This window comes from Streptomyces anulatus (genome assembly GCF_000721175.1).
GTDB classification, from domain to species: Bacteria; Actinomycetota; Actinomycetes; order Streptomycetales; family Streptomycetaceae; genus Streptomyces; species Streptomyces anulatus_C.
In genome coordinates this window covers 123,904-149,735 of record NZ_JOEZ01000018.1, presented here as the reverse complement: position 1 = coordinate 149,735, position 25,832 = coordinate 123,904, and the positions used below count along the sequence as shown (strand labels likewise).

Genomic DNA, 25,832 nt, shown 5'->3' with positions numbered 1-25,832 from the left:
CTCCGGCTTCTTTCAGTTGGCTTCGGGCAGGGGCGCCGCGGAGTGGACCTGGCGCGTACGGCGGTCCCGCAGGCCGGAAAGCACGTGGGAGAGGAAGAACAGGCCCACCGCGAGGGCCGCGACGGTCGCACCGGCCGCGGTGCTCAGATGCCAGGACAGCAGCAGCCCTCCGAGCGTGGCCAAGGTGCCGAGCAGGGCGGCGAGCACCATGACCCCGCGCACGGAGCGAGCCCAGGGAAGAGCGGCCGCCGGCGGTGCGATGAGCAGTCCGAGGACGAGCAGCGTTCCCACGATGTGGAACGAGGCGACGATCGCCAGGCCGAGCAGGCCGAGGAGCACAGCGTGGGCCAGGCGCGGCCGCAGCCCGAGGGTGTGGGCCTTGCGCGAGTCGAACGCCAGGGCCAGGAAGGCGCGGTGGCCGAGGACCGACACCGCCAGCGCCGCGAGCAGCGCCGCCGCGAGCACGAGGAGATCCTGCTGCCTGACGGCGAGGACGTCCCCGAAGAGGAACCCGGTCAGGTCGACCGCGAAGGACTGCGAGCGCGACACGATGATCACGCCGAGCGAGAGCATGCCGACGAACAGCAGCCCGATACCGGTGTCCTGAGACAGCCTCGGCGTACGGCCCAGTGCGGTGACGCCTGCCGTCATGACGGCGGCACTGACCACCGCGCCCACCATCAGATTGCCCCCGAGAAGCGCGGCGACCGCGACCCCGGGCAGCAGCCCGTGGGACATGGCGTCACCGAGGAAGGCCATCCCCCTCAGCACCACCCAGGTGCCCGCCAGCGCACAGATGGCGGATACCAGCATCCCGCCCCACAGGGCCCGCTGCACGAAAGTCACCTCGAACGGGACCGTCAACCATTCCATGCCCAGGACACTACAATGAAAATCATGTTCAAAACGCAGCACCCCTCATGCACCCCGCCCCTCGACCGGACCACCTCCCTCCGCTTCTCGGGGCTGTGCGCCGGCTATCCAGGGCGCCCAGTACTCCATCAAGTCAGCGGTGAAATAACCGAGTTGACCATGACAGTGCTCGTCGGCCCGAACGGGAGCGGCAAGTCGACCCTGCTCGGCGTGCTCGCCGGTGTGATCAAGCCGACATCCGGCGACCTCCTCCGCGCCGGTGACCGGCCTCCGGCCTTCGTGCCGCAGCGGGGAGCGGTCGGCGACACTCTTCCCCTCACCGTTCGGCAGACCGTGGAGATGGGACGCTGGGGCGAGCGCGGTCCGTGGCGCCGGCTGACCGCGCGGGACCACGCGACCGTGGACGCGGTGCTCGACCGGCTCGGCATCGGCGACCTCGCCTCACGCCAACTGGGCGAGTTGTCGGGCGGGCAGCGTCAACGTGCGCTCATCGCCCAGGGGCTGGCGCAGGAGTCGGACCTGCTGCTCCTCGATGAGCCGACCACCGGCCTGGATCCGGAGGCGAGGGAGCGGATCGGGGCGCTGCTGACGGCGCTGGTCGCCGACGGGGTGACGATCGTCCAGGCCACGCATGATCTTGAGGTGGCACGCGCGGCGGACGCCTGCCTCCTGCTCCAGGACGGCCGCCTCGCCGGGCAGGGGAGTCCGGACCAGGTCCTCACCACGTCGTCGCTGACCCGGGTCCGGCAAACGCTCTGAGAAGCCGGCACACGCAACGCGAAGGCCATGCCGGCATCGCCGAGCGGTGCGTAGGGCCCAGGTGTTCGACCTGCACAGCAGGCCCGGTCCCGCACGACCGCCTGCCCGGCGGGCATCACGCCTGACCGGCAGGCCATGGCGCGCGGCGACTCAACCCCGGGGCAGGCAGGCAACGGCCTGGACGGGGTGCTGTCCAAGATCGGACGGCCCGGGGCTCTCCGGCTCGGTTCGGACGATGACCGTGACGAGGTGCTCATGCTGCTGTCCCCTTTGTGACCCGGGGCCGCGGTGCCCCTTTGCTCGGGGCGGGAGCATCGCGCTCACACGGTATGGAGATGATCTGCCCGGGGCGCGTGGTGGTGGCGAAAGCCGCCGGGGGCGAGCACGGCATCCGCCAGGTGCGGGTGTGTCGCGGGCAGATTGGCGTGGACGTGCACGCCCTCGCCGTGCGCAACGGGCGCCGGGGCCTTTGCGGCGTCGGCGGGCCAGGAGCGGACGGCGAGGACCGCGGCTGCCAGCACGACGGCGGCCAGGGCCAGCACGGCCGCCTGAAGGCCGGCGGCGGCGCCGAGCCATCCGGCGAGTGGGTAGGTGGCGAGCCAGCAGGCGTGCGAGAGGGAGAAGTGCGCCGCGAAGGCGGCCGTGCGGTGCTCGGGGGACGTGCACCGCTTGAGGATCTTGCCGGCCGGGGTCAGGACGAGAGAGCCGGCAGCGCCGAACGCGGCCCAGACCGTGAGCAGGGCGGGCCAGCGCCAGTCCCCGGTGCGTGCTGCGGTGACCAGGGCGGCTCCTGCGAAGACGCCCGGCAGAGCGAGAACCCCTGTGAGCATCGCCCTTCGGTCGGGAACGTGCTTCAGGACGCGCGGGAGGAACAGGGCCACTGCCATGGAGCCGCCGCCGTAAGCGCCAAGCGCGAGGGCCACGTCACCCGCCGTCAGAGCCAGGTGACCGCGCACGTAGACGACGGTGTTGACCAGGACGAGCGCGCCGCCCGCCGCTACCGCGAGATCCATCCAGAGCAGGGAACGCAGTGCCGGCGCCTCGAAGAGAAGCCGGATCCCCGCCGTCACCCTGTCCTGGACTCCTCCCTGGTGCTGCCTGTCGGCCGCCGAAGCGCCCTTGGGCAGAAGGGCGGAGAGGACCAGGATCGCGGAGGCCGCGAATCCCACCGCAGTCCCCAGGAACAGCCAGTTGTACGTGGTGACGGTCAGCAGAGCCGCGGCGAGGGCCGGACTGAAGAGGCTTTCGGTGTCGTAGGCGAGCCGCGACAGAGAGAGCGCGTGGGTGTAGTCGCGCTCGTCGGGCAGAACATCGGGGACGACGGCCAGGAACGTCGGCGTGAACGCGGCCGAGGCCGCCTGCAGGACGAGGACGAGCACGTAGACCTGCCAGACCTGATCCACAAATGGCAGGGCGAGCGCCACACCCCCGCGCACGACGTCCGACCAGACCATGACGGCCCGGCGAGGCACCCGCTCGGCCAGCGCGGCGATCACCGGCGCCAGGCCCACGTAGGCCGCCATCTTGATGGCCAGCGCCGTACCGAGCACCGATCCCGCGCGCGGTCCGGCGATGTCGTAGGCGAGCAGTCCGAGCGCGACCGTGGCGAGCCCGGTGCCGGCCAGGGCGACGACGTGCGCGGCGAACAAGTGCCGGTAGGCGCGGTTGCGCAGCACTGTGAGCATGAGGGTCCCCCTCGCTGCGAGGAGCGTCCCCCGCCTCACCAACGTACCAATCATGTGCGCAGTTGTGCACATGATGACGGGATGGGCGGCGCAAGGCCGGGCGCGGCCTAGGGTGTGGGAGTGCCCATCAGCAAGGAACCTTCATCTGCGTCCTCTGCGCACCAGCAAGCAGTTGACGAGAGGCGGCTGTCCGAGGCCGCCGGGGTGTTCGCGCTTCTCGCGGACTCCACCCGCCTGCACCTCCTGTGGCTGCTCGCCCAGGAGGAGGCCGACGTCGGCACCCTCAGCGAGCTCTGTGCCGCATCGCGGACCGGGGTGAGCCAGCATCTGGCGAAGTTGCGACTGGCTGGGTTGGTCGACACGCGCCGGGAGGGACGACACGTCGTCTACCGGCTGACGGACGGGCACCTGCGCCGACTCGTCATCGAGGCCCTCAGCCACGCCGATCACCGCGTCACCGGCGCCGCCGCCCACGACTGACTCAACGGCCGGGAATCCGCCGCGGCACGGAGACAACGACGAGGAGGATTGCGGTGGTGAGGGGTGCGGCCGCGCGGGCGGCACTCCGCGCGTGCGGTGAGGGTCCGTCGTCGAGGGCACCCGCGACGGACACCGTTCTCCTGGGCCGAACGGGCGTGTTGACCGCCGTCTTGGCGTGTCCGGGGGTGTTTCTCCCTCGGTAGCGCACGACGGTCGTGATCGTCTCTGATCGGTGCCCGCTGTCGCGCGGCGCGCACTCGGTAGTGCGCAGACGGAGGCGAACGGGGTACGCGCGTCTGTGCGAAGTGGCGAACCGGTCGTCACCGCACTCGTCGAAAGGGCGTGAGATGGGCCGTCCTGAGCCCAAGGACCACCACTCGTCCGCCGAGTCTCCGCAACCGGCCTCCGCGTGGGGCGGGTGCCCTCGCGACGCTTCACCGCCGCCCCCCGGCCCACAGGCCGTCGATGCGGATGTGACCCGCGCCTTCCTTCACACCGCACGGGCGGTGCTGACCGAACGGGTCGCCGAGGCCGCCGGGAGCGACGCGTCGTTCTCCGAGGAGCTGGCTCGGCGGGTCGCCGACTTCACACTCGACGGCGGCAAGCGGCTGCGACCCCGCCTCCTGTGGTGGGGGATGCGGGCCTGCGGTGCGGCGGAGACCGCGGCCGCACTGCGGCTCGGCGTGGCGCTGGAGCTGATCCAGACCTGCGCGCTGATCCATGACGACGTGATGGACCGCTCCCGGCTACGCCGAGGGAAGCCCGCCGTGCACATCTCCCTGGCCGAAGGCGCGGGCCTCTCGCCGGATTCCGGGCAGGGCTCCGCGTTCGGCACGTCGGCGGCCGTGCTGGCGGGGGATCTGGCCCTCGTCTGGGCCGACGACACGGTGGCGGAGACCACGCTGTCCGCAGTCCAGCGCCGTCGGATCGGCGGCCTCTGGCGCGCCATGCGCACCGAGATGGTCGCCGGACAGTACCTGGATCTGCGGGGCCAGGTCGGTGGTTGTCCTTCCGAGGAGCAGACCCTGCGGGCCGCCTGCCTCAAGAGCGCGTTGTACTCGGTCGAGCGGCCCCTGGCGATCGGTGCCGCCCTCGCCGATGCCGACGAGCGGACCACCGGCGCACTGCGCTCCGCCGGCCGGTGCGCCGGTATCGCCTTCCAGCTGCGGGACGACCTCCTCGGGGTCTTCGGCGATCCGGGGGTGACCGGGAAGCCCTCGGGCGACGACATCCGCGAGGGCAAGCCCACCTATCTCCTGGCCGTCGCCCGCACGCGGGCAGAGACGGCGGGCGACCACGGGGCGCTGGACGTACTGGGCCGGGCCGTCGGGAACAACGCGCTGACCGAAGAGGATCTGGCGGACGTACGCGGCGTCTTCGAGGCGACGGGCGCGCGTGCCCATGTGGAGTGGAAGGCCGAGCGTCTCCGCGAGCAGGCCGTACACCGGCTGGGCGAGGCAGTCGACGTCGACGCGCAGGGCGGCGGTCGGCTGCTGGACCTGCTGTGCACGGTCTCGGGCGGCCGGTCCCCCGGCTCGCCGGCCGCCGACGAACCACCCGGGCACGACGCCGGGAGGGTGACGGCTCCGGCCCTGACCGCGGCCGAAGGAGGCATCACCCGGTGATCACCGTCAAGGGGCCCGTCGACCACGTGGTGATCGTCGGCGCCGGTCTGGCAGGACTGGCCGCCGCCCTGCACCTGCTGGGCGCGGGCCGCCGTGTGACGGTCGTCGAGCGGGAGGCCGCGCCCGGGGGCCGGGCCGGGCTGCTGGAGTCGGGCGGCTTCCGCATCGACACCGGGCCGACCGTACTGACCATGCCGGATCTGGTGGAGGAGGCCTTCGCCGCCGTCGGGGAGCGCACGTCCGACCGGCTGGAGCTGATCCGGCTCGACCCCGCCTACCGGGCCCGGTTCGCCGACGGGTCCCAGCTCGACGTGCACACCGACGGCGCGGCGATGGAGGCCGCCGTCGAGCAGTTCGCCGGTTCCCGGCAGGCGGTCGGCTACCGGCGGCTGCGGATCTGGCTGGAGCGGCTGTACCGGGTGCAGATGCGCCGCTTCATCGACGCCAACTTCGACTCGCCGCTCCAGCTCGCCCACCCCGACCTCGTCCGGCTCGCCGCGCTCGGCGGTTTCGGCCGGCTCGACGCGCGGATCGGGCGCTTCGTCTCGGACGAACGGCTGCGCAGGGTCTTCTCCTTCCAGGCGCTGTACGCGGGTGTGCCGCCGGCGCGGGCTCTGGCCGCGTACGCCGTCATCGCCTACATGGACACCGTGGCCGGGGTGTACTTCCCCCGGGGCGGTATGCACGCACTGCCCCGGGGGATGGCGGACGCGGCCGCCGACGCGGGGGCCTCCTTCCGCTACGGGCGGAGCGTCACCCGGCTGGAGCGCTCGGGCGACCGGGTCACCGCCGTCGTCACCGACCAGGAGCGCATCCCCTGCGACGCGGTCGTCCTGACACCCGATCTGCCCATCAGCTATCGGCTGCTCGGCCGCGCCCCGCACCGGCCCCTCCCCCTGCGGCACTCGCCGTCCGCGGTGATCCTGCACGCGGGCACGGACCGCACGTGGCCGGATCTGGCCCACCACACCATCTCGTTCGGCGCGGCCTGGAAGAGCACCTTCCACGAACTCACCCGCACCGGAGAGCTGATGTCGGACCCCTCCCTCCTCATCACCCGGCCCACCGCGACCGACCCCTCCCTCGCTCCGCCGGGCAAGCACCTCCACTACGTCCTCGCCCCCTGCCCGAACACCGAGGTCGGGCCCGGTGTACGGGAGTGGCACGAGCTGGGGCCCCGCTACCGGGACGAGCTCCTGGCCGAGCTGGAGCGCCGCGAGATGCCCGGCCTCGGCGCGGCGATCGAGGAGGAGGGCCTGGTCACACCGGTCGACTGGACCGCCCAGGGCCATGCGGCGGGCACCCCGTTCTCCGTGGCGCACACCTTCCCCCAGACCGGGCCCTTCCGCCCGCGCAACCTGGTGCGGGGCACGGTCAACGCCGTCCTCGCCGGCTGCGGCACCACGCCCGGCGTCGGCGTGCCGACCGTCCTGATCTCCGGGAAGCTGGCGGCGGAGAGGATCACCGGCCCTCGTTTCACCCGGGCCGCGCCGCACCCTGCCCCGGGAGGTACCAGCGCATGACCGTCCGCGAACTCGACGCAGCAGGCATCGACGACCCCGCGCTCCGGGCCGCGTACACCCGCTGCCGCGGCCTCAACGCACGGCACGGCAGGACGTACTTCCTCGCCACCCGGCTCCTTCCCGTCGACCGGCGGCCGGCCGTCCACGCCCTGTACGGCTTCGCCCGCCGGGCCGACGACATCGTCGACGACCTCGACAGCACGGCCACCGCCGGGGAGCGCGCCCGCGCCCTGGTCGAGCTGGAATCCCAGCTGGAGGCGGGACTGCGACACGGCCGGGCCACCGAGCCCGTGATCCGCGCGCTCGCCGACACGGCGGACCGGTACGGCATCGAATCCCGGCACTTCACCGACTTCCTGTCCTCCATGCGCAGCGATCTGACGGTCGGCGGGTACGCCTCGTACGAGGAGCTCGGCCGGTACATGCACGGCTCGGCCGCGGTGATCGGCCTTCAGATGCTGCCGGTGCTCGGGACGGTGGTGCCGCGCGAGGAGGCGGCTGTGCACGCGGCCGCCCTCGGCGTCGCCTTCCAGCTGACCAACTTCCTGCGGGACGTGGGCGAGGACCTGGACCGGGGCCGGCTCTACCTGCCGGCCGATCTGCTGGCGGCCCACGGGGTGGACCGGGAACGCTTCGAGTGGAGCCGGAGTACGGGGGCGCGGGACGGTCGGATCACCGACGTCCTGCGGGCCGCCGCAGCCCACAACCGGGGCGTCTACCGCACCGCCCTGCCCGGAATCTCGATGCTGGCCCCGGTGTCGCGGCCCTGTATCCGTACGGCGTTCGTGCTGTACAGCGGCATTCTCGACGCGATCGAGGCGGACGGGTACGCGGTCCTGCACCGCCGGGCGGTCGTCCCGCGCCGTCGACGGGCCGCCGTGGCGCTGGACGGGCTGGCCCGGGCGGTCACCGCACGCGCGGTGAGCCGGCTCCGGGAGAGGCCGGTCGCGGGAGAGCAGGTCTGTGCCGCCTCCCGACCACGGGCGGCGGGCACCGCACGCGCGGTACGGAAGGAGGCGGTGTGAGCCCCGCGGCGGGACGCCGCCGGCGCATACCGCTGCGGCTGCGGCGCGCGCCCGTCCCGTGGGAGCGGCAGGCGCCGACGTGGCGGGACGCGAAACCGGCGCTGATCGCCGAGGCCCTCAAGCGGGCGCGGAGCAGGCCTTCGGGCAACTGGTACGTCATCGGCGCCTCGCGCGACCTGCCGCCCGGGCGGACCCTCGGGGTCACGGTCGGCTCCACCGAGGTGGTGGCGTGGCGTGACGGGGCGGGGAAGCTCCGCGCAGGTCCGGGGGCGTGCCCGCATCTGGGGGCGCCGTTGCGCGACAGCCCCGTCCGCTGCGGCACGCTGGTCTGCCACTGGCACGGACTGGCTCTGGACGGCGGGCCGTTCGCCGGGTGGGAGCCCTACCCCGCCTTCGACGACGGGATCCTTCTCTGGGTGCGGCTCGACCGCATGGGCGGTGAGCCTCCTTCGGAACGGCCGTACGTGCCCGTCCGGCCCGGGGTCCGGGACGCCGTGGAGGCGGTCTACTCCGGCGTCGGCCGCTGCGAGCCGCAGGACGTGGTGGCCAACCGCCTCGACCCGTGGCACGGCGCCTGGTTCCATCCGTACTCCTTCGTGGACCTGACGGTGGCAGGGACGCCCGCCGACGGCACGGCGGTCGATCCGGCGGACGGCGACGGGTTCACCGTCGACGTGTCCTTCAAGGTCGCCGGCCGCCTGGTGGTGCCGGTCCGGGCCCGGTTCTCGGCTCCCGAGCCCCGAACGGTCGTCATGCACATCGTCGAGGGCGAGGGGGCGGGGTCCGTGGTGGAGACGCACGCCACTCCCCTCGCTCCGGACGAGCGGGGGCGGCCCCGAACGGCCGTGACGGAGGCGCTGGTCGCGGCGTCGGACCGGCGCGGGTTCGCCGTGGCCCGGGCGGCCGCGCCCCTGCTGCGCCCTCTGATGCGCGCGTCGGCCGGCCGGTTGTGGCGGGACGACCTGGCGTACGCGGAGAGGCGCTGGGAACTGCGCGACAGCGGGAGGTTCCCGGGCTGACAGGCGCCGGGGGCAGGAGCCAGGCGCCCCGCACGGCGCTCACTTCGCCCCCAGCGCCGCCAACCGGCGCAGAACGGCCGAGCGTCCCGCGCGCGGCACGGTCCAGAGCGTCTGCCCGCGCACGCCCCACCGTTCCAACAGGGCGTTCGCCGCGAGGAATCCGCTGGTGGCCGCGCGTTCCATCAGGGCCACCGGCAGCCCGGTGCGGACGATGTCCCCGGCCACGGTGACGGCGGGGTCGGGGCTGCGCACGCCCGGCCGGTCCTGGTAGCCGCCGACGGGGAACATCGGGCAGTCCGACCGCCATTCGTGACGCTCGTCGATGACGCGGGCGCTCCGGGTCTCCGGGTAGATCCGGTGCAGTTGCCGCAGGGCCTCGTCCTGTACGGCCCACCGGTCGGCGTCCGGTGCGACGGCGTAGGCGTGCAGTTCGACGACCGAACCCCTGGTGTGCCGGGCCCAGCGGGCGGCCTCCCCCTCCCAGCGGTCCAGGACGCTCACGTTGTCCAGCGGCCCGTAGCCGCTGGTGCCCAGGAAGCCCGGCCGGTCCCGCGACACGGGCCGGTCGAGCCAGAGCCGTGACACCAGGAACGGCGGCGCGGCGCGGAGCCGTGCGATCCGTGCGCGCCAGCCGGCGTCGCCCAGGTCCGGTGAGGCGGCGACGACGCGGCGCAGGCCGCCGCTGTCCAGGGCGAGTACGAGGGCGTCGTAGCGCGTGGTGCCGTCGTCGGTGGCGATGTCGAGACCGCTGTCCGGCCGGGGTCGCGCCTGCCGGACCGGCGTCCGGGTCCGCACGTCGACGCCGTGGCTTTCGAGGTAGCGGTGCAGCGGGTCCCACAGGGCGGCGGGGAACGGTTCGGCGGGAACGTCGAAGAGCAGGCCCTCGCTGGATCCGAGGAAGTAGATGTGGAACATCAGCACCAGTTCGGCCGCCGACAGTTCACGCGGATCGGCGAAGAAGCTGCGGGAGAACACCTCGAACGCCAGGTGGTGGGCGGCTTCCGGAAAGCGGATGCGGTCGAGGAATTCGGTGGCGCTGATGCCGTCGATCCGGTCGTAGATCTCGGGCACCCGCACGTCGAGCAACGGCAGGGCCGCCCTCGGGTTCATCCGGATCAGGTCGCGCGGACCGAAGGTGGGGCTGAGGGCGACGAATCCCATCGCGCTGAGCGGAGGCGTGCGCGGCACCCGGGCGAAGCTGTCGCGCAGGCCGGAGCTGTGCCACAGCGGGTAGTCGGGCAGCCCGGTCAGCGAGCCGAGGTCCGGGTCGACCCGGCGGAGCAGGCCGCGGAGGTTGTAGTACTGCCGGAAGAAGGCGTGGAAACCGCGGCTCATCGTCACGGTCGTGCCGTCGGCGAGCTCGGTGGGCCAGCCCGACAGCCTTCCCCCCAGGCCGGGTTCACGCTCGTAGAGGGTGACGCGCACGCCGCGCTCGGCCAGGAGGGTGGCCGCCGCGATCCCGGCGATGCCACCGCCGACGACCGCAACGGCGGGGGCCCCGCCCGTGAACCGGGCGCGGCCGGCCGGGGCCGGCACGACGGCCGCCTGCCGGTCCCGGCCGTGCCGGTGGCCCTTACCGCTGTCCCGCAGGATGGTCACGGCCGCTCCCCCGCGCCGGGGGCGGAACGGCCGACGAAGGTGTGGGTGATTCCGGTCTGCCAGCCGGGCAGCGGCAGGACGCGCACGTCGGCGAAGCCGGCCCGGCGCAGTCGCCGGGCGAACGCGGGCGCCGTATCGAAGTCGGCGACACTGTCCCGGAGGTGGCGGTAGAGCTCCGCGTCCCCGGCGAGCCGTCCGGCGGGATGGATGATCACCGAGCAGACCGCGTTCCAGACGGCACGGTGGACGGGTGATCCGCCGAGCGTGTACTCGTGGACGGCGAGGCGGCCGTCCGGGACGAGCAGGTCACGGACCAGGGTGAGCGCCTTGTCGGGGTCGTCGAGGTTGCGGAAGAGGTAGCCGGCGAACACCGCGTCGTACGAGCCCGGGCGCAGCCGGTCGGCCAGTTGCTCGACCGGTGCGTGCACGAAGTCGACGCCGGCCAGCCCGCTCTTGGCGACCGCGCGGTCCAGCATGCCCGCGGACGCGTCGGCTCCGGTGATCCGGGCGTGCGGGGCGGCGGCGAGAAGCGCGGCTGTGGAGGCACCCGTGCCGCATCCCAGGTCGAGCACGCGCAGCCCGCGTCCCCCGTCCGGCAGGCCCAGTCGGCGTGCCGAGCGGCGCAGGTGCGCGTGGTACCCGGGGCTGGCCGCGACGAGGCGGTCGTAGGCGGCGGAGCCGTGGTCGAATGCCGCGGACAGTGCGTCACCGCGCAGCAGGGTCATGGGGTGCTCTCTTCGTGGTCGGTCGGGGAGGGGGAAAGGAAGCCGGGCGGCGTTCACGCCGGGTTCTGAAGGGGAGTTCGACGACGGTTCGCAGCATGGGCCCCACCGGTGTCCGCAGGCCCATGAGCAGGTCCTGGTGCACCCGCGAACTGCCGTCCATGAAGCTCAGCAGCCGCTCGCCGGGGACGCCGCGGAAGAGGCGGCCGAAGAAGTCGGCGCCGTCCACCCGGCCGCTGTCCAGGGCTCGCAGCATGACCGCGTCCATCATCCGCGCCCGTCGCCCGTACGGCAGGGGCATGCGCAGCGGTCGCCCGGCGCGCAGCTGGGCGGCGATCGTCCGGCTCTGTCGCTGCACGGCGGCGAACGTGTAACCGGTGGAGGGACGGGTCGCGCCTCCGGCGGTGCCGATGCGGTACACCGAACGGCCCTCGCGGTGCGGGAAGCGACCGTCCGTCATGGGGATCACGCCGTGCTCCTGTGCCGTGACCCGGAATCGGCCCAGTCCCAGGACGTCGTGGGTGTAGTGACGCAGGGCGCGCCGGTAGCCCTCGGTGTCCAGCGGGAGGGGCGAGAACTCGGTGTACTCGACCAGCGCCGTGTGCGGGTCGAGCGGCAGGACATAGCCGAACGAGAGCCCGTGGGCGGGCTGTGGGGTACGGAAGTCCATCAGGTCCGCGGTCGTCGGATCGAACACGGGCCGCTCGGCGCGGACGAACCAGCCGGTGAAGTGCTGGAGCAGGGTGGTCCGGGCCGGCGGCAGGCGGCGGGGCGGACGGGAGTCGAAGACGAGGCGGCCACGTACGAGGACGTGTTCGCCGCGGGCGTCCCGCGTGAGGACCTCCCCGCCGCAGGACGGAACGTCGCGTACGGCGCTCACGGCCGCCTCGATCCTGCGCAGGGCCGCTGTACGGGACAACCGCCGCGCGACCAGCGCCTCGAAGGCGTCCGAGCGCAACATCTTGTAGTGCAGCCGGGAGAGCCGGGTCACCGTGGGGGCCCCGTCTGCCGTCCGGACCCGCAGCCGGGACCAGGAGGCGGCCAGGATCGGGTCGTGGTCCCCGCCCGGCGGCTCCCAGAAGCACCAGGTCCGCGGGGGCGCCCGCAGAGGTCCCGGCGGGGCGTCGACGAGGGCGACCGACAAAGGTACGGGGCTGTCCGGCGCGCAGAGGTGGTACGCCAGGCTCAGCCCGGCAGCTCCGGCCCCCACGATGACGACGTCGAAGTCAGCAGGCACGGTTCCCTCCCGGTCGGACAGGTACGGACCACCGCTGCGGGCGAGAGTCGATGCCCTCCGCACCGAAACACCGCGCGAGGTACGTGCTTCGCGACCGTATCCCGCTGTCCGCTCCCGGACCCGGTCATATCCGCTGCCCGCACCTGAGTGGCCGTACGGTCCGCCGGCCTGGCCGCCTCGGGGCGGCACTCCGCGACCACGGGCACGGCCCGGCCCCGCCGGAGCCGAGCTCGGCGGGGCCGGGTCGCAACGACCTCAGTCGTCAAGGGTGTCCTTGATCTTCTCCTTGGCCTGGCGGGCGTCGCCCTTGGCCTGGTCGGCCCGGCCTTCGGCAGTGAGACGCTCGTTGCCGACGGTGCGCCCGGCGGCTTCCTTGATCTTGCCCTTGGTCTGCTCGGTCTTGGCCTGGGCCTTCTCGTCGGCACTCATGAAACTCACACCTTGCTTTGCTCGACATCACGGTCTCCCCCCGCCTGACCGCTCTCTCACCGCGCAAACCTGCCGTCCCTGAGCCGACTCCCTTCCGGCCCCGGTCCCGCCCACGCCGGCCCAGGCCGGCGGCCGGGCCCGGTTGCGGTGGCCGGCTCGAGGCGTGACGGTGGTGCGGGGCGGCGGCCCCACAACCGCGCGGCCGGCGACCGAAAGGTCAGCGGGAAAGAAGTCAGCGGCCGAGGAGGAACTATGTACGCCAGCCTGTGCGGGCGCAGGATCCGCCGTGCTCCCGCCCGTCCCCTGCACGGCCGGGTCGCGGTCGTCACCGGTGCTGCTCGCGGCATCGGCGAAGCGCTCGCCCGCAGCCTCTCCGAGGCCGGGATGCGCGTCGCCCTGCTGGGGCGGGAAAGGGCGGCCCTGGAGGAAGCGGCCGCGCAGCTCCCCGGCCCGAGCATCTGCGTCGAGTGCGACATCACCGACCGCACCGCGCTCGCGGACGCCGCACGCCGTGTGGAAGCCGGCCTCGGGCCCGCCTCCGTGGTCGTGGCGAACGCGGGCATCGCGGTGAGCGGCCCGTTCGACCGTACCGCCGCCGAACTCTGGCAACGTGTCGTCGACGTCAATCTCACCGGCTCCGCCAACACCGCCCGCGCGTTCCTGCCCCAGCTCACCGCGACCCGCGGCTACTTCCTCCAGATCGCCTCCACCGCCGCGTTCGGCGCCGCGCCCATGATGAGCGCCTACTGCGCCTCCAAAGCAGGGGTGGAGTCGTTCGCCCTCGCGCTGCGCGGCGAGGTCGAACCGGACGGCGTCCAGGTCGGCATCGCCTACCTGCACTGGACCGGCACCGACATGCTCACCGGCATCGACGACCATCCCGTCCTCGAAGCCCTGCGCCGCAACCAGCCCCGCCCGGCCCGCCGTGTGCACTCCCCCGCCCAGGTCGCCCGATGGCTCACCCGGGGCATCACCCACCGCTCCTCCAACATCTACTCCCCGCCCTGGCTCCGCTGGTGCCAGCCTCTGCGCCCGCTGTTCCCCGCGCTCGTCGCCCGGATCACCCGCCGCGAACTGCGGGCCCGCCCCAGCGAAACGATGCCCTCCCCCGTCGAGGTCCTGGGTGCCGGAGGGGAAGCCGACTGGAACTCCCACCGGGCCTCCCGCTCCTCTCCCCCACCCGACCGGTAGCCCTCACCATTTCGTGTTCCGCGGCCCCGGGCACTCCTCGGTGAACGGGGGTCACGCCCCAGGGCTCCGGCCGTGGGCCGCGCGTCCCCATCGGAACGAACATCCGTCCGCGACTCAACGGAGGTCATCGGGTGTGAGGTCGGGGCGCAGGCGGTGCCAGGAGGGCTGCCGCAGGCGCCCGGCGTTGGTACGGGTCGTGTAGCGGACCTCTCCGACCAGTCGGGGCTCCACCCACCGGGCCCCGCGCACCGCGGGCCGCTCGGCGAATGGGCAGGTGGCGGTCTCCGCGGCGTGGAGGAGGCCGGCCAGGCTGGTGCGTTCGGCATCGCTCCAGCCGGTGCCGACGCCGCCGACGTAGCGGAGTCCTCCGCCGGGGTCCGGTCGGCCCATGAGGAGGGCGCCCGGCAGAGCGGCGAGGCGGCCGTGGCCGGGCAGCCAGCCTCCGACGACGATGTCCTCGGTCCGCACGTGCCGGATCTTGATCCATGCCCGGGAGCGGACGCCGGGCTCGTAGAGGGAGGTGCGCCGCTTGGCGACGAGGCCTTCGAAACCGGCGGTCCGCGTCATCTCCAGCGCCTGCTCACCGTGCCCGACGACCGCCGTCGGGGTCGACCAGTCGGCCCCGCCCAGGCCCAGGGACTCCAGGACGGCGCGGCGCTCGGAGTACGGGGTGCGGACGAGCCGGCTCGTGTCGAGGAAGACCACGTCGAAGAACATCAGATGCGCGGGAACCTTCGCGGCCATGCGGGCCGCCCGGGCTCGGGAGCCGGCCAGCCCCATCCGGGACTGCAGCCGCTGGAAGTCGCCGCGTCCCTCCTCGTCCAGTGCGACGATCTCCCCGTCCAGCACAGCGGGGCGGGCGCCGAGCACCCTTCCCAGGCTCGCGAACTCGGGGTAGGCGGGGGTGATGTCGGCGCCGGACCGGGCGCGCAGCTGCACCGACCCGTCGCCGGGGAGGTAGACCACGCACCTCTGCCCGTCCTGCTTCACCTCGTACGCGTAGGAGGTGTCCTCCGAGGGCGGGGGGAGCCGCCCGGGGGTCGCGAGCATCGGTGCGATGCGGGGCAGGCGCACCACGGAGCCGCCTCCGTCCCCGGTCAGGAGGCGCTCTGCTTCCTCGCCGTACGTTTGGTGCCGGTCGTCTTCTTCGCGGCGGCCGTCTTCCTGCCGCCCGCCTTCTGGCCGGTGGTCTTCCCGGACGCGGCCGCCTTCCTGGGCGCGGTCTTCTTCCCGGGCCGCATCTCGTGCACGGTGGCCTCCCCTCCCCCGTCCTCACCACGGCTCTCCTTCGCCGCTTCGACCGACGCGCTCAGCGCGGCCATCAGGTCGACGACCTTCCCCTCCTCGCGTTCCCCGCCCTCGGCAGGCCCCGGAAGCTCCTTGCCCTCCGACTTCGCCGTGAGCAGCTCCTCCAGGGCGTCGCGGTACGCGTCCCGGAACCCGGCGATGCTGTCCAGAGCCATGGTGTCGGTCAGCTGCACAGCCCGCTCGATCTCGTCCTCCCGCAGCTCCACCTCCCGTGGAGCCAGGGACTCCGGGCTGCGGATCTCGTCCGGCCAGCGCATCGAGTGCAGCACGATCGCCCCTTCCCGGACCCTCAGCAGGCCCAGGCGCTCACGGTTGTGCCAGGCGAACTTCGCCACGGCGACCTTGTCCGAGCGCTCCAGCGCCCGGCGCAGCAGCGTGTAGGGCTTCGCGGCGACCTGGCCGTCGGTCGCCAGGAAGTAGGAGTCGCCGATCCGGATCGGGTCGATGCTGTCGGCGTCGACGAACGCGACGATCTCGATGGCTTTCGCGGTGGGCAGCGGAATCCGGTCCAGTTCCTCGTCAGTGACCGGAACCGTCTCCTCCTTGGAGAGCTCGTAGCCTTTGCCGATCTCGTCCTGCGACAGGGCCTTGCCGTCCAGCTCGCATACCTTCCGGGTACGCACCCGGCCGAGGTCCTTCAGGTGGACCTGGCGGAAGTGGATCGAGTGGTCCTGGGTCGCGGACACGACCTTCACCGGGATGGTGACCAGGCCGAAGCTGATCGCGCCGGTCCACAAAGGCCTCGGCATACCTACCTCCATGCCCCTGCGGGCTCAGTCGTCAGGAGGCGAGCCGTACCGCGCCAGCCTGGCGCAGCCGGGCCGCCGCCCGTACCTCGATCCTCACCCCGCACCTGATTCTTCGCATGACGAGGCACGTAGGGGTGGGCCGGTCCCCTCGGCAAGCCTCCAGGGGAGTTGCTTCGGCTCGCGGCGCCTGGCTGACGGCCCGGTCGGCAGCACTGCCCGGGCCCAGCAGCTGCCGGCTCTTCAGGAAAGGACTGCGGACGCCTTCTCCGGTACCAGGCGACGCAGTTGCTCACGAGCGGCTGCGAGAGCAGAGCCGATGTCCCGGGTGCCGGTGGTCACGCACAGTGTGTAGCTCACGTCCTCGAGGCACCGGGTGACCTCCCCGGCGTCCTTTCCGCGTTCGGCCTTCAGTTCGTCGTAACGACGCAGAAGCTCTTCGAGCACTGCGGGGTGGGCCATCAGCATCGCACTCGGCCATTCTCTCGCAACGGGATGACGGCGGGAACCGGGAGACCAGGGGAGACCGGCACCGCGAACGTCTTCGGGACGCGGCCGGACTGCGCCACGGCAGAGGAGAGCAGGATTCGCGAAGAAGGGACCGGGGTGACTCGGCAGCCTCACGGCACACCCTCGGGGGAGGACAGCGGGTCCGCACGGGACGCTTCCTGGTCTCCTCCATCACTTTTCCCACCGTGGCGCCGTTCCCGCAAGTCACGCCGCCCCGCCGCCCGGGAAGGCGTACGCCGTGGCCTCCGCCGATGCACAGTCGGATCCGGTTCGATCCTGTTCGGGGTCACCGCGCCGGAACCCTGCTGGCCGGCCGAGGTGTCGGGCCGCGGAGCACGGGATTCAGGGGCTCTGCCTGCGGCCCGGCCCTCTCCCCACCAGGGCCGCGACTCTACGAACGGACGGAGCGGCAAGTTCTGGGCCATCTCGGAATTCACCCGTTTAGCGCCCATTAGTACGGGTATGCGAAGTGTGTGCTTCGGACATGAGGCGCCCGTGGGAGTCCCGGGCGGTCCGTGTCCGGCCGCGTGCACTCCTACGGCGACCCGACGTAACCGTCGTCGAGGAGTGAACTCGCATGCAGGATGCAGGTGCATCTGGCCACGAACGAAGCGCAGACGGGGACGACTCGTCCACGCACCAGGCTTTCCGGAGGCTGGGCGAGCTGCCTCCCGGCCGAGAGCGGGAGATGCTGCGCAGCGAGCTGGTCTGCGCGTGGCTGCCGATGGCCCACCGGATAGCGTCGCGGTTCCGTGACCGCGGGGAGGCGATGGACGACCTTCGGCAGGTGGCCGCCCTGGGCCTCGTCAAGGCAGTGGACCGCTTCGATCCACTGCGCGCGAAGGCGTTCGAGACGTACGCGGTTCCGACGATCACCGGTGAGCTGAAGCGGCACTTCAGGGATCACACCTGGGATGTCCACGTACCGCGCCGGGTCCAGGACCTCCGCAACCAGGTACGGACGGTCCGGCGCGATCTCGGTCAGACCGCAGGTGGGCGCGCGCCCACCCGTGCCCAGATCGCCTCCGCCGCCGGGCTCAGCGAGGAAGACGTAACGCTGGGCATGGAGGCTCTGGAGAGCTACAGCGCCCTTTCCCTCGACGCCGAACCCGCGGGCGCGGACGGCGGAAGCCCTCTCTCGGAACGGCTGGGGTCCACCGACGGGGCCCTGGACGTCGCCGTCGACCGGGAGGCCGTGAAGCCGGGGCTGCGCAAGCTGCCGGAGCGGGAGCGGACGATCCTCTACCTCCGCTTCTTCCGTGACATGACCCAGGTGAGCATCGCAGAACGCCTCGGCATCTCCCAGATGCACGTCTCGCGCCTGCTCAGCCAGTCCTGCGACCGCCTGCGCGAGGACGCGCTCCAGGGAGCGGCATGACGGCCCCGCCCCGCCGACCGGCCACCACGGGAGGACGTGACCGTCGCTGTCCTGGCGACAGTGGCCCGCTTCCTGGCGCGGTTGCCGTACGAGGTCGCCGAGCAGGACCTGCGGATTCCGCTACGGCGGGTCCCGACGGTTCCGCGCAGATGGTCGTCCAGCTCGAACCGTGGTGTCCCGTCGGGTTCCGCGCGGCCGGTTCCGGACGCGGGCCCCGCCCGGCGCGGGTTTCCGACGGAGCGAGCACCCCGGAAAGCGCCCCTGCCGGCCCCACGCCTTCCGCCAAAGGACCCGCCCTGCGATGATCCCAGCGGAGTCCGGCAGCACATCAGTGAATCGAGGAGCCTCCTTGTCGTACGACGTCGGCGCGGTGCGCGCGCAGTTCCCCGCCCTGCGGTCCGGTACGGCGCACTTCGACGGGCCGGGCGGCACACAGACCCCGGCCTCCGTCATCGCCGCGATCGGCGAGGCGATGAGCGGGCCCCTGTCGATCCGGGGCTCCGCCCTGCCCGGGGAGGTGAACGCCGAGGAGATCGTCCGCGGGTTCCGGCAGGCGATGGCGGATCTGCTGGGCGCGGACCCGGGCGGGATCGTGTTCGGCCGCAGCGCCACCCAGCTCACGTACGACTTCTCGCGCACCCTGTCCAGGGCCTGGAGCCCGGGGGACGAAGTGGTGGTCAGCCGGCTGGACCACGACGCCAACATCCGGCCGTGGGTGCACGCGGCCGAGCGGGCGGGGGCGGTGGTGCGGTGGGCCGACTTCGACCCGTCGACCGGCGAGCTTCCCCCCGAGGCCGTCGGCGCGCAGATCACCGGGCGGACCCGGCTCGTCGCGGTGACCGGCGCGTCCAACCTCATCGGCACCCGGCCCGACATCCCGGCGATCGCCCGGCTCGCACACGGGGCCGGCGCCCTGCTGTACGTGGACGGGGTCCATCTGACGGCCCACCACCCGGTGGACGTCGAGCGGCTCGGGGCGGATTTCTTCGTCTGCTCCCCGTACAAGTTCTTCGGACCCCATCACGGGGTGCTCGCCGCCCGGCCCGAACTGCTCGGCGCCCTCCGCCCGGACAAGCTGGCGCCGTCCTCCGACGCCGTGCCGGAGCGTTTCGAACTCGGCACTCTCCCCTACGAGTCGATGGCGGGGACACGCGCGGCGGTGGACTTCCTCGCGGGTCTGGGCGCCGGCGCGGACGGGGCGGGCGGGCGTCGCGAGCGACTGCGGTCGGCGTACGCGGCGATCGACGCCCACGAGACGGCGCTGCGGGAGAGCATCGAGAAGGCGGTGGCCGAACTGGGCGGGGTGACGGTCCACTCCCGTTCCGCCGAACGCACCCCCACCCTGCTGCTCACCTTCGAGGGCCGGGACTCGGCGGACGCCTACCGCTCCCTCGCCCGCTCCGGGGTGCACGCGCCCGCCGGTTCCTTCTACGCCCTGGAGGCCTCCCGCCACCTGGGGCTCGGCGACAGCGGCGGCCTGCGCGTCGGACTCTGCGCGTACAACGACACGGACGACGTGGAGCGCCTTCTGACGGGACTGTCGGACTGGCTGCGCTGACGGCGGGGCGCTGACCGCGGGGCGGCGGGTGACGTCACCGCGCGCCGAGCGTGGCCAGTGCGTCCACCGCGTCGGCGAGAGAGCGCGGGTGCCGGGTTCCCGGGGGCTGCCGCCCGGCCCAGCCGGGTCCGGCGGCGAAGACGACAGGCCGCCTGCGCGCGCCTCGTACGCCCCACTCGATCGCCCCCACCCGGGCCGCAGTCGCACGGCTCGCCGTGCCGTGCGACTGCGCCCAGAGCACCACCGCGTCGGGTCCGGTGCGCCGGACCGCCTCCTCCAGCACCTCTGCGGGCAGGGCGGCGCCGAACATGCGGACCGGCAGACCGTGGTGGGTGAGCGTGGCGGCGAGTGCCTCCAGGGCCAGCGTGTGGGTCTCACCGGGCGCGCAGGCCAGCAGTGACAGGACCGCGCCGGGGGCGGGGGGCCGCGCGGCCGGGACACCGCGCAGCGCGCCGGAGACGTGCCAGGACAGCAGGTGCTCGACCTCGATGTACCGCTCCCCCGCGGTCTCCCACTTGTGGCCCACCGCGTGCAGCGCCGGCACCATCACCTCGTCCCAAGCGGCCGGGAGCCCGTAGCGGTCGAGTACCTCGGTGAGCAGTTCCTCCATGGCCGGAGCGTCCAGCCGGAGCGCCGCCCGGGCCAGGCCGCGGCACTCACGGCGGGCGCTGCCGAGCGGAAGTGCCCCGGGGGCCCGGGAAGTGCGCGCGGGCCGTGGCGCGGCCGTGGCGGAGGAGGGCCCCGCCAGGACGGCGCGAGCGGCCTCGGCCGGCGGCAGGCCCGCGCTCGTCAGGCGGCACATGTGCCGCAGAGCGGCGATGTCCGCCCCCGTCCAGCGGCGGTGCCGGCCGTCCTCCCGGGCGGCCGGGCCGATGCCGTAGCGGCGGTCCCACGAGCGCAGCGTCGTCGGCGCGACACCCAGGAGACGGGCCACCGCACCTGTGGTCAGTCCTCCGCCGGCCGGATTGCGCGGGGGTCGACCACCGGCGCGGTGGCACGCCGGGCCCGTCGCCGAGTCCGCCAGGGGGGCCGTCACGGGGTCCGCCATGGGGTCCATGAATCACACCATACGATGCAAAATCGATGCATGTTGCCCGTTATGTCGCTGCGCGGTTCGCTGAAGGCACCGGGGACCTGTGCGATGCCCTCAGCCATCACGGCACCCTCGCCCCGAACCGCAGCGGTACGGACAGGAGATGGTCATGAAACTGAGCGACGAGCTCCCCGTCGATCACCGGCTGGCGAACGTGTACCGCATCGGCGCGGGCCTCTGCGGCGCCATCCTGCTCGCCTTCGGCATCCTCGGCTTCATGAGTCGGCTGAGCTTCTTCGACACCAGCGGCGATAGCATCGCCGGCCTGTCGACCAACGGCCTGCTGAGCCTGATCTCGGTGGTCGTCGGCGGGCTGCTGATCGCCGGGGCCGTGATGGGCGGAAACATCGCTTCCACCCTGAGCATGACGATCGGCTCGCTCTTCCTGCTGAGCGGATTCGTACACCTCTTCATCCTGGACCGGCCCGCGAACATCCTGGGCTTCGGGATGTCGAACGTGGTCTTCAGCTTCGTCATGGGGCTGCTGATCCTCACGTTCGGCATGTACGGACGGGTGAGCGGCGGCCTGCCGCACGACAACCCCTACTGGCGTCGCCGCCACCCGGGGCAGGCCGAACGCGAGGCCGCCGCCGCCCGCAGGAGTGCGGCGGCGCGCGGGCAGCTCGGACAGGGCGGCACTCAGACCTTGCGGTAGCGGGCGTTGACCCAGGAGAACGCACCGAAGGCGACCAGCCCGAGGGCGACGACCACCAGGAGCCACGGGCCGACGGGGGTGTCGGCGAAGGAGCGCAGGGTGTCGTCCATACCCTTGGACCTGTCCGGCTGGTGCTCGATCGCCGCGGCCACCGCGAAGCCTCCCGCCGTGGCGAACACGATGCCGCGCGCCGTACCTCCGAAGACTCCGGTGAAGTCGACCGCCTGGCGCACCCGCTGGGACATCTCGGACATCTTCAGGTGCTTCCGGTACTTCCGCAGGAGCGCTCGGACCGCGATCCAGACACCGGCGCATGCCACCCCCACTCCCGCCACCCCGACGATCCACTCACCTCCGGGCCAGCCGAGCGCCTTGGCGGTGATGTCCTTCGACTGCTGGTCCGACGATCCGCCCCCACTTCCCGAATCACCGGCGGCGAAGGACAGTACGGAATAGGCGACGAATCCGTAGAAGACGGAACGGCCCGCCGCCATGGCCCTCTTGGTGGGCTTGTGACCGTCGGGCCCGGCCGCGCCGAACAGCGCCTCGGAGAGCCGCCACAGCGCCATCCCCACCAGGGCGATGCCCAGCGCCCACAACAGGATCTTCCCGAAGGGCTTCTCGGCTATCTCGCCGATCGCGCCGCCCCGGTCGGCCTGCCCACCGCCTCCGGACAGTGCGATCCGCAGGGCGAGGGCGCCCACGAGGACGTAGATCACCCCACGGGCCACGAAGCCCGCGCGGGCCCCTGCCTCCATCGCGGTGCTGTTCGCGGCTCTTCTGGCCTGGCCGCGTCCCTGTGCTGTCACTGAACGGGTACTCATGCATCCCGGTTGCCCCGGCCTGGTGGATCGATGTCATGAGCGCATCGGAACGTGACTTTCGACGCAGAAACGACGCGGCGGGCGGTCCGAGCGCATGCGCGTCAGCGTGGGAGAGAAGGAGAAGACCCACCCTCGCTCGCCGGAGGAGACATCATGACGATCACCCGCCTGCAGCGCACCGCGGCGGCCGCCGCGGCACTGGCATTCCCCGCCTCTCTGGCGTTCTTCGCCCCACAGGCCCAGGCCGGGGCGCCTGCCGAACCCTACGGCCCCGCATGCTCCTCCGTTCCGAAGGAGGGCGCGGGCAGCCTGGAGGACATGGCGAAGGATCCGGTCGCCACCGCCGCGTCGAACAACCCCGAGCTCTCCACCCTCGTCAGCGCGGTGGAGAAGGCCGGCCTGGTCGACACGCTCAACAACGCGAAGGACATCACGCTGTTCGCGCCGACCAACGACGCCTTCGAGAAGATCCCGCAGGCCGATCTGGACGCACTCCTCAACGACAAGGCCGAGCTCACCAAGGTGCTGACGTACCACGTGGTGGGCGAGAAGGTCACGACCCAGCAGATGGAGGACGGCACCTTCAAGACACTGGAGGGCAGCGACCTCACGACGAAGGGTTCGGGCACCGAGTTCACGGTGAACGACTCCTCGAAGATCGTCTGCGGCAATGTGCCGACGGCCAACGCCACGGTGAATCTGGTCGACACGGTGCTCATGCCGCCGTCGTAGTGCCGTCGTAGTGACGGTTGCCGCCGCCGCCCCCGCGCACAGCGGACCCCGTGCCCGGCACGGCCCACCGCGCGTCCGTTCTATACGCTGAGGGCGTGACCAGCGCCGACGACCGACCGACCCGGAGCGGCGCCTCGGAACCCGAGGCGCCGCTCGCGGACCTCCAGGCGTTCGCGGTCGAGCTCCGCCGGATGAACGGCGAGATCAACCGGATGACCCACGGTTTCGCGGCGAACCAACAGCTGCACCCCACGGACGTGAGCGCGCTCGCGGCCATCCTCGACGCCCCGTCGCCCCTCACTCCGGGGGTGCTGCGCGAGCATCTGGGTCTCACCTCCGGCGCGGTGACCGCCTGCCTGGACCGGCTGGAACGGGCCGGTCACGTCCGCCGGGCCCGGGAGAGCACCGACCGCCGGGTGGTGCACGTGTACTACGAGGCGAGCGCCCGGACGGCCGCCCGCGACTACTTCATGCCGCTGGCCGAGGCCACGGCCCGGGCCAGGGCACGCTTCAGCGAGACGGAACTGGCGACCGTCCTGCGCTTCCTCGCCGCCATGAACGAGGAACTGGGCGAGGTTCCCCCGGCGCGTCGCTGAGATTTTCAACGGCCGGGTGCGTCCATGAGGAGACGGGCCGCCGGACCCACCCCCTGCGGCTGCCCGCGTGAGGCGGTCCCGTAATGTATTTCAACGATTGAGATTGTTCACTACTGAGATATCTCCACCCCGGGAGAGACATGTCCACCCCTGCACGGTCGATCCGCTGGCTGATCCCCGTCGTGCTGCTGATCGCGTGGCTCGGCATCGGCGGCGGACTCGGCCCTTACGCCGGGAAGCTCGGCGAGGTAGCCACCAACGACCAGGCCTCCTTCCTGCCCCAGAACGCCGAGTCCACCCAAGTCATCGAAGCGCAGAAGGCGTTCCAGCAGAACGAGACCCTGCCGGCCATCGTCGTCTGGACGTCGACGGAGAAGGACGCGCCGGTGAGCGACGAGCAGCGGAAGGCCGCCACCGGCGCCCTCGCCTCGCTCGCCGGGAGCGACGGCATCGTCGGAGCCCCGTCCCCCGCACTTCCCTCGCAGGACGGCCTCGCGCTCCAGGGCATCGTGCAGTTGAGCCCCGGTCTCGGGGACGAACTGCCGACGGTGCTGGAGAGGATCGACGAGGCCGGCGCATCCGTGCCCGGCACGACGGTCCAACTGGCGGGGCCGGCCGCGAGTCAGGCCGACCTGTCCGACGCCTTCGCGGGCATCGACGGGCTGCTGCTCGGGGTCGCCCTGATCACGGTGCTCGTCATCCTGCTGCTGGTCTACCGCAGCGTGCTGCTGCCCTTCGTCATCATCCTCGGCGCCGTCTTCGCCCTCGCCCTGTCCTGTGCGATCGTCTACGTCCTCGCCGACCACGACATCGTGCGCGTGGACGGTCAGGTGCAGGGCATTCTGTCGATCCTGGTGATCGGCGCGGCGACGGACTACGCGCTGCTGCTCACCGCCCGGTTCCGGGAGGAACTCGCCGTCCACGGCGACCGGTTCACCGCGATGCGCATCGCGCTGCGCGAGTCCTTCGGCCCGATCACGGCCAGCGCCGCGACGGTGGCGGCGGGCCTGCTCGCCCTGCTGCTCAGCGACCTCACCAACAACCGGGCCCTCGGGCCGGTGGGTGCGATCGGCATCGTCTGCTCGGTCCTGAGCGCCCTCACCTTCCTGCCCGCCGCCCTGGTGCTGCTGGGCCGCAAGGCCTACTGGCCGGCGAAGCCCAGGCCCGCGGACGACGAGGGCCACGGCATCTGGCACAAGGTCGCGTCCCTCGTCGACCGGGCGCCCCGCAAGGTGTGGGCGATCACCCTGGCGGGCCTGATCGCCTGTGCCGCGTTCGCCCCCACGCTCACCTCCAAGGGGGTTCCGCTCGACGAGATCTTCGTCAACGACGCCCCGTCCGTGGCCGCCCAGCAGACGTTGAGCGAGCACTTCCCCGGCGGTTCGGGGAACCCGGTGGTGATCATCTCGGCGGCCGACCGGCTGACCGAGGTCAGCGAGGCCGCCGGCCGTACCGACGGGGTGGCCTCCGTCGCGCCGGTGAGCGCGAGCGGGCGGCCGGGCGGCGAACCCCTCGTCGTCGACGGCAAGGTCCGCATCGACGCGACCCTCAAGGACGCGGCGGACAGCGACGGAGCCAAGGAGACGGTGGCCGCGCTGCGCACCGCGGTCCACGCGGTACCCGGATCGGACGCCCTGGTCGGCGGCTACACCGCCCAGCAGTACGACACCCAGCGGACGGCGGAGGACGACCGCGTGCTGATCGTCCCGGTGGTGCTGGCGATCATCCTGGTGATCCTGGTCTTCCTCCTGCGGTCACTGCTGATGCCGGTGCTGCTCGTGGCGACCGTGGCGCTGAACTTCCTTGCCACGCTGGGCATCTCCTCGCTGGTCTTCACCCATGTGTTCGGCTTCAGCGGCACGGATTCGTCGGTGCCCCTGTACGGATTCGTGTTCCTGGTCGCCCTGGGTGTCGACTACAACATCTTCCTGATGTCCCGGGTCCGGGAGGAGTCTCTGCGGCACGGCACCAGGGAGGGCATCCTGCGCGGGCTCACCACGACGGGCGGGGTCATCACATCGGCGGGCGTCGTCCTGGCGGCCACCTTCGCCGCGCTGGGCGTGATCCCGCTGGCGTTCCTGCTCCAGATCGCGTTCATCGTGGCCTTCGGCGTCCTGCTGGACACGCTGGTCGTCCGGTCGCTCCTCGTCCCGGCGCTGGTGCGGGACATCGGGCCGAAGGCGTGGTGGCCGGGCGCCCTCAGCCGAGAAGGGTCGGACGGCCGGCGCGGCACGGTCGCCGAGGCCGGGTCCGGGTCCCGGTAGG

The 25,832-nt window shown here is 72.5% G+C and carries 24 protein-coding genes; 13 read left to right on the top strand and 11 right to left on the bottom strand.

Annotation, left to right across the window (positions count from 1 at the left end; all coding sequences use genetic code 11):
- Positions 1-12: 12 nt before the first annotated feature.
- Positions 13-873 (bottom strand): zinc ABC transporter permease AztB, encoded by an 861-nt coding sequence (aztB, locus tag IG90_RS0122760; RefSeq protein ID WP_030587493.1) that lies wholly within the window; start codon positions 871-873, stop codon positions 13-15.
- 15 nt (positions 874-888) lie between these two features.
- Between aztB and aztA the strand changes: the two genes are divergently transcribed.
- Positions 889-1,632, top strand: coding sequence for a zinc ABC transporter ATP-binding protein AztA (aztA, locus tag IG90_RS0122755; RefSeq protein WP_078585367.1), 744 nt, complete (start codon positions 889-891; stop codon positions 1,630-1,632).
- A 320-nt stretch (positions 1,633-1,952) separates the two neighbouring features.
- Here aztA and IG90_RS0122745 read toward each other — a convergent pair whose 3' ends face one another.
- Positions 1,953-3,317 carry an MFS transporter gene (locus IG90_RS0122745; protein WP_030587489.1) on the bottom strand — a complete coding sequence of 455 codons (1,365 nt, stop codon included), beginning with the start codon at positions 3,315-3,317 and terminating at the stop codon, positions 1,953-1,955.
- A 120-nt stretch (positions 3,318-3,437) separates the two neighbouring features.
- Here IG90_RS0122745 and IG90_RS0122740 point away from each other — a divergent pair, with 120 nt between their 5' ends.
- The 5 genes from IG90_RS0122740 to IG90_RS0122720 all read left to right on the top strand — a co-directional run bounded on the left by IG90_RS0122740 (position 3,438) and on the right by IG90_RS0122720 (position 8,989).
- A complete protein-coding gene (locus IG90_RS0122740; RefSeq protein ID WP_030587486.1) occupies positions 3,438-3,797 on the top strand; it encodes an ArsR/SmtB family transcription factor in 360 nt (119 codons plus the stop codon).
- Positions 3,798-4,144: 347 nt separating this feature from the next.
- Positions 4,145-5,422, top strand: a complete 1,278-nt coding sequence (locus IG90_RS0122735; RefSeq protein ID WP_030587484.1) for a polyprenyl synthetase family protein — start codon at positions 4,145-4,147, stop codon at positions 5,420-5,422.
- The gene (locus IG90_RS0122730; RefSeq protein WP_030587481.1) at positions 5,419-6,945 is read left to right on the top strand and encodes a phytoene desaturase; all 1,527 of its coding nucleotides are present in this window, start codon (positions 5,419-5,421) and stop codon (positions 6,943-6,945) included. The genes IG90_RS0122735 and IG90_RS0122730 overlap by 4 nt, the downstream gene beginning before the upstream one ends.
- Positions 6,942-7,970, top strand: coding sequence for a phytoene/squalene synthase family protein (locus IG90_RS0122725; protein ID WP_030587479.1), 1,029 nt, complete (start codon positions 6,942-6,944; stop codon positions 7,968-7,970). Before IG90_RS0122730 ends, IG90_RS0122725 begins: the two co-directional genes overlap by 4 nt.
- Positions 7,967-8,989, top strand: a complete 1,023-nt coding sequence (locus IG90_RS0122720; RefSeq protein ID WP_030587477.1) for a Rieske (2Fe-2S) protein — start codon at positions 7,967-7,969, stop codon at positions 8,987-8,989. Before IG90_RS0122725 ends, IG90_RS0122720 begins: the two co-directional genes overlap by 4 nt.
- 39 nt (positions 8,990-9,028) lie before the next feature.
- Here the strand turns inward: IG90_RS0122720 and IG90_RS0122715 are convergent, their stop codons facing one another.
- The 4 genes from IG90_RS0122715 to IG90_RS42285 all read right to left on the bottom strand — a co-directional run bounded on the left by IG90_RS0122715 (position 9,029) and on the right by IG90_RS42285 (position 12,976).
- Complete coding sequence (locus tag IG90_RS0122715) at positions 9,029-10,588, bottom strand: FAD-dependent oxidoreductase (protein WP_030587476.1); 1,560 nt, start codon at positions 10,586-10,588, stop codon at positions 9,029-9,031.
- Positions 10,585-11,313 carry a class I SAM-dependent methyltransferase gene (locus IG90_RS0122710; protein ID WP_030587474.1) on the bottom strand — a complete coding sequence of 243 codons (729 nt, stop codon included), beginning with the start codon at positions 11,311-11,313 and terminating at the stop codon, positions 10,585-10,587. The genes IG90_RS0122715 and IG90_RS0122710 overlap by 4 nt, the downstream gene beginning before the upstream one ends.
- Complete coding sequence (locus IG90_RS0122705; protein ID WP_233436056.1) at positions 11,294-12,547, bottom strand: lycopene cyclase family protein; 1,254 nt, start codon at positions 12,545-12,547, stop codon at positions 11,294-11,296. Before IG90_RS0122705 ends, IG90_RS0122710 begins: the two co-directional genes overlap by 20 nt.
- A gap of 255 nt (positions 12,548-12,802) precedes the next feature.
- Positions 12,803-12,976, bottom strand: coding sequence for a CsbD family protein (locus IG90_RS42285; RefSeq protein ID WP_078585366.1), 174 nt, complete (start codon positions 12,974-12,976; stop codon positions 12,803-12,805).
- Positions 12,977-13,228: 252 nt separating this feature from the next.
- Between IG90_RS42285 and IG90_RS0122695 the strand changes: the two genes are divergently transcribed.
- Complete coding sequence (locus tag IG90_RS0122695) at positions 13,229-14,167, top strand: SDR family oxidoreductase (protein WP_030587470.1); 939 nt, start codon at positions 13,229-13,231, stop codon at positions 14,165-14,167.
- Positions 14,168-14,281: 114 nt separating this feature from the next.
- Here the strand turns inward: IG90_RS0122695 and ligD are convergent, their stop codons facing one another.
- The 3 genes from ligD to IG90_RS0122680 form a co-directional block, all read right to left on the bottom strand.
- Positions 14,282-15,244 carry a non-homologous end-joining DNA ligase gene (gene ligD, locus IG90_RS0122690; protein WP_078585365.1) on the bottom strand — a complete coding sequence of 321 codons (963 nt, stop codon included), beginning with the start codon at positions 15,242-15,244 and terminating at the stop codon, positions 14,282-14,284.
- Positions 15,245-15,264: 20 nt separating this feature from the next.
- Positions 15,265-16,224, bottom strand: a complete 960-nt coding sequence (gene ku / locus IG90_RS0122685; RefSeq protein WP_030587466.1) for a non-homologous end joining protein Ku — start codon at positions 16,222-16,224, stop codon at positions 15,265-15,267.
- A 240-nt stretch (positions 16,225-16,464) separates the two neighbouring features.
- Positions 16,465-16,689 carry a DUF5133 domain-containing protein gene (locus IG90_RS0122680; protein WP_030587464.1) on the bottom strand — a complete coding sequence of 75 codons (225 nt, stop codon included), beginning with the start codon at positions 16,687-16,689 and terminating at the stop codon, positions 16,465-16,467.
- Positions 16,690-17,308: 619 nt separating this feature from the next.
- Between IG90_RS0122680 and IG90_RS0122675 the strand changes: the two genes are divergently transcribed.
- Both IG90_RS0122675 and IG90_RS0122670 read left to right on the top strand, forming a co-directional pair.
- Entirely contained in the window at positions 17,309-18,109 is an 801-nt protein-coding gene (locus IG90_RS0122675; protein WP_030587462.1) for a SigB/SigF/SigG family RNA polymerase sigma factor, read from the top strand.
- 349 nt (positions 18,110-18,458) lie between these two features.
- Complete coding sequence (locus IG90_RS0122670) at positions 18,459-19,667, top strand: cysteine desulfurase-like protein (RefSeq protein ID WP_030587460.1); 1,209 nt, start codon at positions 18,459-18,461, stop codon at positions 19,665-19,667.
- A gap of 34 nt (positions 19,668-19,701) precedes the next feature.
- Here IG90_RS0122670 and IG90_RS0122665 read toward each other — a convergent pair whose 3' ends face one another.
- On the bottom strand, positions 19,702-20,715 hold the full coding sequence (locus IG90_RS0122665) for a MerR family transcriptional regulator (protein ID WP_106972971.1): 1,014 nt from the start codon (positions 20,713-20,715) through the stop codon (positions 19,702-19,704).
- Between the two features lie 154 nt (positions 20,716-20,869).
- On the opposite strand from IG90_RS0122665, the gene IG90_RS0122660 reads away from it, so the two are divergent.
- Positions 20,870-21,415, top strand: a complete 546-nt coding sequence (locus tag IG90_RS0122660; RefSeq protein ID WP_030587454.1) for a DUF4383 domain-containing protein — start codon at positions 20,870-20,872, stop codon at positions 21,413-21,415.
- Here the strand turns inward: IG90_RS0122660 and IG90_RS0122655 are convergent.
- Positions 21,400-22,239 (bottom strand): DUF1206 domain-containing protein, encoded by an 840-nt coding sequence (locus IG90_RS0122655; protein WP_164493932.1) that lies wholly within the window; start codon positions 22,237-22,239, stop codon positions 21,400-21,402. The two genes, IG90_RS0122660 and IG90_RS0122655, sit on opposite strands and share 16 nt — an antisense overlap.
- A gap of 153 nt (positions 22,240-22,392) precedes the next feature.
- On the opposite strand from IG90_RS0122655, the gene IG90_RS0122650 reads away from it, so the two are divergent.
- From IG90_RS0122650 to IG90_RS0122640, 3 genes are all read left to right on the top strand, one after another.
- Positions 22,393-22,971 carry a fasciclin domain-containing protein gene (locus tag IG90_RS0122650; RefSeq protein ID WP_030587448.1) on the top strand — a complete coding sequence of 193 codons (579 nt, stop codon included), beginning with the start codon at positions 22,393-22,395 and terminating at the stop codon, positions 22,969-22,971.
- 95 nt (positions 22,972-23,066) lie between these two features.
- Positions 23,067-23,567 (top strand): MarR family winged helix-turn-helix transcriptional regulator, encoded by a 501-nt coding sequence (locus tag IG90_RS0122645; protein ID WP_030587447.1) that lies wholly within the window; start codon positions 23,067-23,069, stop codon positions 23,565-23,567.
- A 140-nt stretch (positions 23,568-23,707) separates the two neighbouring features.
- Positions 23,708-25,831 (top strand): MMPL family transporter, encoded by a 2,124-nt coding sequence (locus tag IG90_RS0122640; RefSeq protein WP_030587444.1) that lies wholly within the window; start codon positions 23,708-23,710, stop codon positions 25,829-25,831.
- The last annotated feature ends 1 nt before the right edge of the window (position 25,832 follow it).